Origin of the sequence: uncultured Campylobacter sp., from assembly GCF_937890585.1 — a bacterium.
GTDB lineage: Bacteria > Campylobacterota > Campylobacteria > Campylobacterales > Campylobacteraceae > Campylobacter_A.
On sequence record NZ_CALACG010000361.1, the window covers coordinates 1 to 1007 of the forward strand.

At 32.6% G+C, this 1007-nt stretch carries 1 protein-coding gene; it reads right to left on the minus strand.

The features are described 5' to 3' along the window. Positions 1-119: 119 nt before the first annotated feature. Complete coding sequence (tilS, locus tag Q0296_RS10840) at positions 120-950, minus strand: tRNA lysidine(34) synthetase TilS (protein ID WP_298040486.1); 831 nt, start codon at positions 948-950, stop codon at positions 120-122. Positions 951-1007 lie beyond the last annotated feature (57 nt).

The following is a 1007-nucleotide window of genomic DNA, read 5'->3' on the forward strand; positions in this document are numbered from 1 at the left end:
TGTGCATATCGCCAACTCTTTCGACTATGAAATTTTTTATCTGACTGAAAAGATTATTACAATCACTTTCACTCTTGTTTTTTATTAAATTTTCATAGAACCACTTTGATAAAAGCTCATTAATGTAATACCCAAAATATTTTATTATTATATAGAAAAATTGGTAATCTATCTCTTATATCCTTAGGAATTTTTTGGTCTATAAAAATTTCCTTTATCTCACCGCCAAAAAGCTCTTTTTTGCCCTTTAGCTTGAAGCTTTTATCAAATTTATAGACCACTCCGCCCTCATCACCTGCAAAAATCTCATCTCCCACGCACGCAAGAGCTGAAATTTTAGATCTTAAAACTTGCTTTTTAGCTCCACTTTTAAGATCTAAAATTTCTCCATTTTTAAAGCCTATGAAAATTTCATCATCGCTAAATTTACAAGCGCTCACTGGCGCAAAGCCAACGCTTTTTTGCTCTTTTGCATTAAGCTTGCTATCAAGCAAAAACGCCTTGCCATTAAAGCTAGTAAAAAATGCTCCCTCACTAAGCGGTAAAAAACTAGAAATTTTATAAACATTGTTAAAATTTTTTGATATAAATTTTTTAGAACTCTTGTCAAAAATGGCGATCGTTACGACATTTGCCATATCGCAAGCGACGTAAATTTTATCTTTTTCTAGCAAGATATTTGAAACCTTACAGCCAACATTTGGCAGAGCAAATAAAAATTCCTTCTCGCTAGCCACCTTTACGATCTCGTTGTTTAAATTTGCAACGTAAAAAGAGCTCTCATCAAAAGCACATCTTTGATCTTTGTAAATTTTCTCCTTTAAGCCTAGGCTTTTTGTCTCGCCATCTTTTACAAAGATGATGTTTTGACTATTTTCATCGACGAAACAGCCCTTACCCTCGGCAAAAAGCGCTATCAAAGATAAGCTAAGACATAGCAGAAATTTCATTATCTAGGTTGCTTTCATCGTAAATTTAAAATTAACAAAAATATACATATTCATATC